The organism is Salinisphaera japonica YTM-1 (assembly GCF_003788585.1).
GTDB lineage: Bacteria > Pseudomonadota > Gammaproteobacteria > Nevskiales > Salinisphaeraceae > Salinisphaera > Salinisphaera japonica.
This window is the reverse complement of record NZ_AYKG01000012.1, coordinates 164,944-170,943: the sequence shown is the minus strand read 5'-3', so window position 1 is coordinate 170,943 and position 6,000 is coordinate 164,944. Positions and strand designations below refer to the sequence as shown.

General features: G+C 60.9%; 13 protein-coding genes. All 13 read left to right on the top strand.

All coding sequences use genetic code 11. The features are described from left to right. The first annotated feature begins 63 nt into the window (after positions 1-63). The 13 genes from rpsJ (at position 64) to rplX (ending at position 5,996) form a co-directional block, all read left to right on the top strand. Complete coding sequence (gene rpsJ, locus SAJA_RS05545; RefSeq protein ID WP_123657672.1) at positions 64-378, top strand: 30S ribosomal protein S10; 315 nt, start codon at positions 64-66, stop codon at positions 376-378. Positions 379-523: 145 nt separating this feature from the next. Continuing rightward, on the top strand, positions 524-1,228 hold the full coding sequence (gene rplC / locus SAJA_RS05540) for a 50S ribosomal protein L3 (RefSeq protein WP_123657677.1): 705 nt from the start codon (positions 524-526) through the stop codon (positions 1,226-1,228). A gap of 27 nt (positions 1,229-1,255) precedes the next feature. Then, entirely contained in the window at positions 1,256-1,864 is a 609-nt protein-coding gene (rplD, locus tag SAJA_RS05535; protein ID WP_123657671.1) for a 50S ribosomal protein L4, read from the top strand. Further along, positions 1,861-2,163: a 50S ribosomal protein L23 gene (rplW, locus tag SAJA_RS05530; protein ID WP_123657670.1), complete on the top strand. Its 303-nt coding sequence runs from the start codon at positions 1,861-1,863 to the stop codon at positions 2,161-2,163. Before rplD ends, rplW begins: the two co-directional genes overlap by 4 nt. A gap of 18 nt (positions 2,164-2,181) precedes the next feature. Continuing rightward, positions 2,182-3,018: a 50S ribosomal protein L2 gene (gene rplB, locus SAJA_RS05525; RefSeq protein WP_123657669.1), complete on the top strand. Its 837-nt coding sequence runs from the start codon at positions 2,182-2,184 to the stop codon at positions 3,016-3,018. 27 nt (positions 3,019-3,045) lie between these two features. Next, on the top strand, positions 3,046-3,315 hold the full coding sequence (gene rpsS, locus SAJA_RS05520; RefSeq protein ID WP_123657668.1) for a 30S ribosomal protein S19: 270 nt from the start codon (positions 3,046-3,048) through the stop codon (positions 3,313-3,315). Between the two features lie 15 nt (positions 3,316-3,330). After that, a complete protein-coding gene (rplV, locus tag SAJA_RS05515; RefSeq protein ID WP_123657667.1) occupies positions 3,331-3,663 on the top strand; it encodes a 50S ribosomal protein L22 in 333 nt (110 codons plus the stop codon). Between the two features lie 25 nt (positions 3,664-3,688). Further along, positions 3,689-4,366 carry a 30S ribosomal protein S3 gene (gene rpsC / locus SAJA_RS05510; RefSeq protein WP_123657666.1) on the top strand — a complete coding sequence of 226 codons (678 nt, stop codon included), beginning with the start codon at positions 3,689-3,691 and terminating at the stop codon, positions 4,364-4,366. Between the two features lie 6 nt (positions 4,367-4,372). Further along, positions 4,373-4,786, top strand: coding sequence for a 50S ribosomal protein L16 (gene rplP / locus SAJA_RS05505; protein WP_123657665.1), 414 nt, complete (start codon positions 4,373-4,375; stop codon positions 4,784-4,786). Positions 4,787-4,795: 9 nt separating this feature from the next. After that, positions 4,796-4,990: a 50S ribosomal protein L29 gene (gene rpmC / locus SAJA_RS05500; protein ID WP_123657664.1), complete on the top strand. Its 195-nt coding sequence runs from the start codon at positions 4,796-4,798 to the stop codon at positions 4,988-4,990. Between the two features lie 5 nt (positions 4,991-4,995). After that, a complete protein-coding gene (rpsQ, locus tag SAJA_RS05495) occupies positions 4,996-5,295 on the top strand; it encodes a 30S ribosomal protein S17 (RefSeq protein ID WP_123657663.1) in 300 nt (99 codons plus the stop codon). A gap of 6 nt (positions 5,296-5,301) precedes the next feature. After that, positions 5,302-5,667: a 50S ribosomal protein L14 gene (gene rplN / locus SAJA_RS05490; RefSeq protein WP_123657662.1), complete on the top strand. Its 366-nt coding sequence runs from the start codon at positions 5,302-5,304 to the stop codon at positions 5,665-5,667. Beyond that, positions 5,664-5,996 carry a 50S ribosomal protein L24 gene (gene rplX / locus SAJA_RS05485; protein WP_123657661.1) on the top strand — a complete coding sequence of 111 codons (333 nt, stop codon included), beginning with the start codon at positions 5,664-5,666 and terminating at the stop codon, positions 5,994-5,996. Before rplN ends, rplX begins: the two co-directional genes overlap by 4 nt. Positions 5,997-6,000 lie beyond the last annotated feature (4 nt).

The window sequence follows — 6,000 nt, the reverse complement described above, 5'->3', positions numbered from 1 at the left end:
GCCATTCGTGAAGGCGGCCGCACCGTTGGTGCGGGCGTCGTGACCAAGATCACGGTTTAACTCATGGCAGCAAGTCAGAATATCCGCATCCGTCTCAAGGCTTTCGATCATCGTCTGATCGACAAGTCGGCGCGTGAGATCGTCGAGACCGCCAAGCGCACCGGCGCCCAGGTCCACGGCCCGATCCCGCTGCCGACGCGCAAGGAGCGTTACACCATCCTGACCTCGCCGCACGTCAACAAGGACGCGCGGGATCAGTATGAGATCCGTACGCACAAGCGCATGATGGACATCGTCGAGCCGACCGAAAAGACGGTTGACGCGCTGATGAAGCTCGATCTGGCTGCGGGCGTCGACGTCCAAATTAAATTGCAGTAAGAACGAGACAAACCCGCCGCGGTCTGTTATAGTTCGCGGCCTTGTTAGCGAGAGCCCGCTTCAACGCGGGCTCTCTGCACTGGATACACCATACTTGAACTGTCGCCCCCTCTAGCGAGTGGCGATAAGCGAGAAGGTACTTAAAATGGCTATTGGATTGGTAGGTCGCAAACGCGGCATGACGCGCGTGTTCGACGAAAATGGCGCGTCCGTGCCGGTCACGGTCGTCGAAGTCGAACCCAATCGAGTCGTTCAAAAGAAAGACGTTGAAAGCGACGGCTATCGTGCCCTTCAGGTCACGACCGGCAGCCGTCGCGCCAGCCGCGTCACCGCACCAGCCGCCGGCCATTTCAAGGCCGCCGGCGTCGAAGCGGGCCGTGGTCTGTGGGAGTTCCGTGTCGACGGGGACTGGCCGAAAGTGGCTGGCCCGACAAGCACGCCCGCAGAAGGCGAAGAAGCGGGCGAGCCCGAGCAGATCGAGGTTGAGGTCGGCGGTGAGCTGACGGTCTCCCTGTTCGAAAACGGCCAGCTTGTCGACGTCATCGGTCGTTCGATCGGTAAGGGTTACGGCGGTGTGATCAAGCGTCACAACTTCCGTTCGCAGCGCAGCACGCACGGCAACTCGAAGGCGCACCGCGCCCCGGGCTCGATTGGTCAGAACCAGTCGCCGGGCCACGTCTTCAAGGGTAAGAAGATGGCCGGCCAGCTCGGCAACGTGCGCAAGACGGTTCAGAACCTGCAGATCGTGCGTGTTGACGCCGAGCGCGGGCTGATCCTGGTCCGGGGCGGTGTCCCGGGTGCCAAGAACGGTGACGTCATCATCCAGCCGGCGGTCAAGAAGGCCGGCTGAAGAGTCCGCGACTAGGTAGGTTCGAGAATGGAATTGAATCTGGCAAACGGTGGCAAGGCCGTGTCGGTATCCGACACGATCTTCGATCGGCCGTTCAACGAAACGCTGGTGCACCAGATCGTGACTGCCTATTTGGCGGGCGCACGAGCAGGCACCAAGTCACAAAAGAACCGCGCTGCGGTCAGTGGCGGCGGCAAGAAGCCGTGGCGGCAGAAGGGCACTGGTCGTGCTCGTGCCGGCACGATCCGCAGCCCGATCTGGACCGGTGGTGGCGTGACGTTCGCAGCTGTTCCGCGAGATCACTCGCAGAAGGTCAATCGCAAGATGTATCGCGCCGGCATGCGCTCGATCGTCTCCGAGCTGGTGCGCCAGGATCGTTTCGCCCTGATCGGCGATCTGAATCTTGAAGCGCGCAGCACGAAGGGGCTGATCAATGCGTTGAACGACGCAGGCTGTGAGCCCAAGGGTGTGCTGGTCGTCGGTGAAGTCGATGACAAGATCGGCTACAGCGCGAACAACATTATTGGTCTGGAAGTCGTCGGCGTATCGGATCTTGATCCGGTCACGTTGGTCGGCGCCGACAAAGTGATCATGACGGAACAGGCGTTGGCAGCGTTTGAAGGATGGCTGGCATGAACCAGGAACGTATGCTTCAGGTTCTCCGCGCGCCGCATATTTCTGAGAAGGCTTCGGTTCAGGCGGACAGCGCCAACCAGGTGGTCTTCGAAGTGGCTCGCGACGCGAACAAGAAAGAGATCGCGGCAGCTGTCACGAAGCTGTTCGACGTCACGGTGACACATGTCACCACCGCCAACATGAAGCCGAAGCAGAAGCGCTTCCGTGGCCGTCCCGGCGTGCGTAGTGGCTGGAAGAAAGCCTACGTCACCCTGGCCGAAGGCAACGAGATCGACTTCCTCGACGGCGCCACGAGCTAAGCGAGACAGGAGCAGATTATGGCACTCAAGAAAGCCAAACCGACCTCTGCCGGTCGTCGCTTTGTCGTTTCGGTCAAGCGTCCCGACCTGCATGCCGGTGATCCGCACGCCCCGCTGCTGGTCAAGAAGGCCCGGCAGGGTGGCCGAAACTCGCACGGTCGCATCACGGTGCGTCATCGCGGCGGCGGTCATCAGAAGCATTATCGTCTGGTCGACTTCAAGCGCGACAAGGACGGTGTGCCCGGCCGTGTCGAGCGCCTCGAGTATGATCCGAACCGCAGCGCAAACATCGCGCTCGTGTTGTATGCCGACGGTGAACGTCGTTACATCATCGCGCCGCGTGGCGTCGAGGTAGGCACGGCCATCATGGCCGGCCCGCAGTCGCCGATTCGTCCGGGTAATGCGCTGCCCTTGGCAAGCATTCCTGTCGGTACCACCGTGCACTGCGTGGAAATGCGCCCTGGCAAAGGCGCGCAGCTGGCACGTAGTGCCGGTACGCAGATCCAGATCGCGGCTCGTGCCGGCGAATATTGCGTGTTGCGTTTGAAGTCCGGTGAGACACGCCGCGTGCATATCAACTGCAAGGCGACGGTCGGCGAAGTCGGTAATAACGAGCACAGCCTGCGCTCGCTCGGCAAGGCCGGCGCCAAGCGCTGGCGTGGCAAGCGCCCGACGGTTCGTGGTGTTGCCATGAACCCGATCGATCACCCGCACGGTGGTGGTGAAGGTCGTACCAGCGGCGGGCGTCACCCGACGAGCCCGTGGGGTTGGAAGACCAAGGGCCTCAAGACACGTTCGAACAAGCGGACGGACGGCATGATCGTGCGTCGCAGCAGCAAGCGCAAGAAGCGCTAAGCCGCTCCAAGAGATAGGTAAAGCACTATGCCACGCTCATTGAAGAAGGGCCCGTTCATTGACCTGCACCTCGTCAAGAAGGTCGAGGCCGCGCAGGGTCAGAGCACCAAGCGCCCGATCAAGACCTGGTCACGCCGTTCGATGGTCACACCCGATATGATCGGTCTCACCATCGCCGTGCACAACGGTCGCCAGCACGTCCCGGTCTTCGTGTCCGAGAACATGGTCGGCCACAAGCTGGGTGAATTCTCTCCGACGCGGACGTTCAAGGGTCACCTTGGCGATCGCAAAGGTTAGTCGAGGACAGTCGTGATGGAATCAATCGCAAAGCTGCGTTTCGCGCGCATCTCGCCGCAGAAAGCCCGCCTCGTCGCTGACGAAGTGCGTGGCATGCCGGTAGAGCGCGCGCTGGAAACGCTGCAGTTCTCGACCAAGAAAGCGGCCCACATCGTGCGCAAAGTGCTCGAGTCGGCGGTCGCTAACGCAGAACACAACGAAGGCGCGGACATCGACGAGCTGAAAGTCGCGACCATCATGGTCGACGAAGGCCCGACGATGAAGCGGATGAAGCCGCGTGCCCGTGGCAGTGCGGACCGTATTTTCAAGCGGACCAGTCACGTCACGATTCGTGTCGCCGACCGCTAGTCGGACCAAGTAAGCGGATTGCAATATGGGTCATAAAGTACATCCTGTCGGTTTTCGACTCGGCATCACCAGCGAATGGTCTTCGCGGTGGTACGCCGAAGGCCAGGGCTACGCAGACGCGCTGAATACGGACCTGGAAGTCCGTGATTTCATTCGCGAAAAGCTTGCTCACGCCTCGGTCAGCCGTATCCAGATCGATCGTCCGGCGCGTTCGGCGCGCATTACGATTCACACGGCGCGTCCGGGTATCGTGATCGGCAAGAAGGGCGAGGATATCGACAAGCTGCGCACGGAAGTCTCCGAGCGCATGGGCGTGCCGGTACATCTGTCGGTCGAGGAGATTCGTCGTCCCGAGTTGGATGCGTATCTCGTGGCTCAGAACATCGCGCAGCAGCTTGAGCGTCGTATCATGTTCCGCCGTGCCATGAAGCGCGCGGTCGGTAACTCGATGCGCCTGGGTGCCGGCGGTATCCGTGTGAACGTGGCGGGCCGTCTCAACGGCGCCGAGATCGCGCGCACCGAGTGGTATCGCGACGGTCGCGTGCCGCTACATACGCTGCGTGCCGATATTGACTACGGCCTGGCCGAAGCGAAGACCACGTACGGCGTGATCGGCGTGAAGGTCTGGATTTTCAAGGGTGAGGTGTTCGACACCGAGCCGCGCATCGAGGAAAGCGCCGAGTCCGGCGCTACCACGGGGTAATCCGCCATGTTGCAACCTAAACGAGTTAAGTTCCGCAAGGTTCAAAAAGGTCGTAATCGTGGCCTGGCCCAGCGCGGCAACGAAGTCAGCTTCGGTGAGTTCGGCCTCAAGGCCGTGGAGCGCGGCCGTTTGACGTCGCGCCAGATCGAGGCGGCTCGTCGTGCCATGACCCGTCACATCAAACGTGGCGGCAAGACCTGGATCCGCGTGTTCCCGGACAAGCCGGTCACGAAAAAGCCCATCGAAGTTCGTATGGGTAAGGGCAAGGGCAACGTCGAGTTCTGGGTCGCCAAGGTGCAGCCCGGCTCCATGCTTTACGAGATGGAAGGCGTGCCGCGCGAAATCGCTCAGGAAGCCTTTCGTTTGGCGGCGTCCAAGCTGCCCGTCAAGACTGTGTTCGTCGAGCGCAAGATTCTCTAAGAGGCGATCATGAAAGCAGCAGATCTTCGCAACAAGACGGCAACCGAGCTCAATGACGAGTTGATCGCACTTCGGCGTGAGCAGTTCAATCTGCGCGTGCAGAAAGCCACCGGTCAGCTGTCGCAGACGCATCAGTTCGGTCAGATTCGCCGCGATATCGCACGCATCAAGACGGTGCTGTCCGAGTCGCGCAACCAGGGTTAACGGCGATGAGCGATAATAACAGCGCCAATGAACAGGCCAGTGCCGCTAAGCGCACGCTCGTCGGTCGCGTGGTATCCAATGCCATGGACAAGACGATCGTCGTCTCGATCGAGCGACGCATGCAGCATCCGCTGTATGGCAAGTACGTCAAGCGCAGCACCAAGCTGAAGGTCCACGATGCCGACAACGTCGGCAATGTGGGGGATTGGGTTGAGATCGTTGAAGGTCGCCCCATTTCTCGCAGCAAATCGTGGTGTCTCAGTCGCGTGGTCGACAAGGCCGGCGAATTCGACACGGCAGGGTAGAGAGCCATGATTCAGACAGAATCGGAGCTGAGTGCAGCCGATAACAGCGGCGCCCGTCGCGTGCAGTGCATCAAGGTGCTGGGCGGTTCGCATCGTCGTTATGCACGGGTCGGCGATATCATCAAGATCACGGTCAAAGACGCCATCCCGCGTGGTCGCGTCAAGAAAGGCGATGTGATGAATGCCGTGGTCGTGCGTACCAAGCGCGGTGTGCGTCGTGCCGACGGGTCGCTGATCCGTTTCGACAGCAACGCGGCGGTGCTGCTCAACAACAACAACGAGCCGGTCGGTACCCGTATTTTCGGGCCGGTGACACGCGAGCTTCGTGCGAAGTTCATGCGTATCATTTCGCTGGCGCCGGAGGTCCTATGAGCTCCAAAAAGATTCGTACCGGCGATGATGTGCTTGTCGTGTCCGGCAAGGATCGCGGCCGTCGCGGCACCGTGACGCGGATCCTGGATAACGACAAGATCGTCGTCGAAGGCATCAACATCGCGAAGAAGCACGTGCGCCCGGATCCGAACGCCGGCATCCAGGGCGGTATCGAAGAGCGTGAAATGCCGCTCCACGTGTCCAACGTGATGCTCTACAACCCGCAGACCGAAAAGGGCGAGCGGGTCGGTTTCAAATGGCTGGGCGAGGGCAGCGAGCGCCGTAAGGTGCGCGTGTTCAAGTCGTCCGGTGAAACAGTGGACGCGTAGGCGA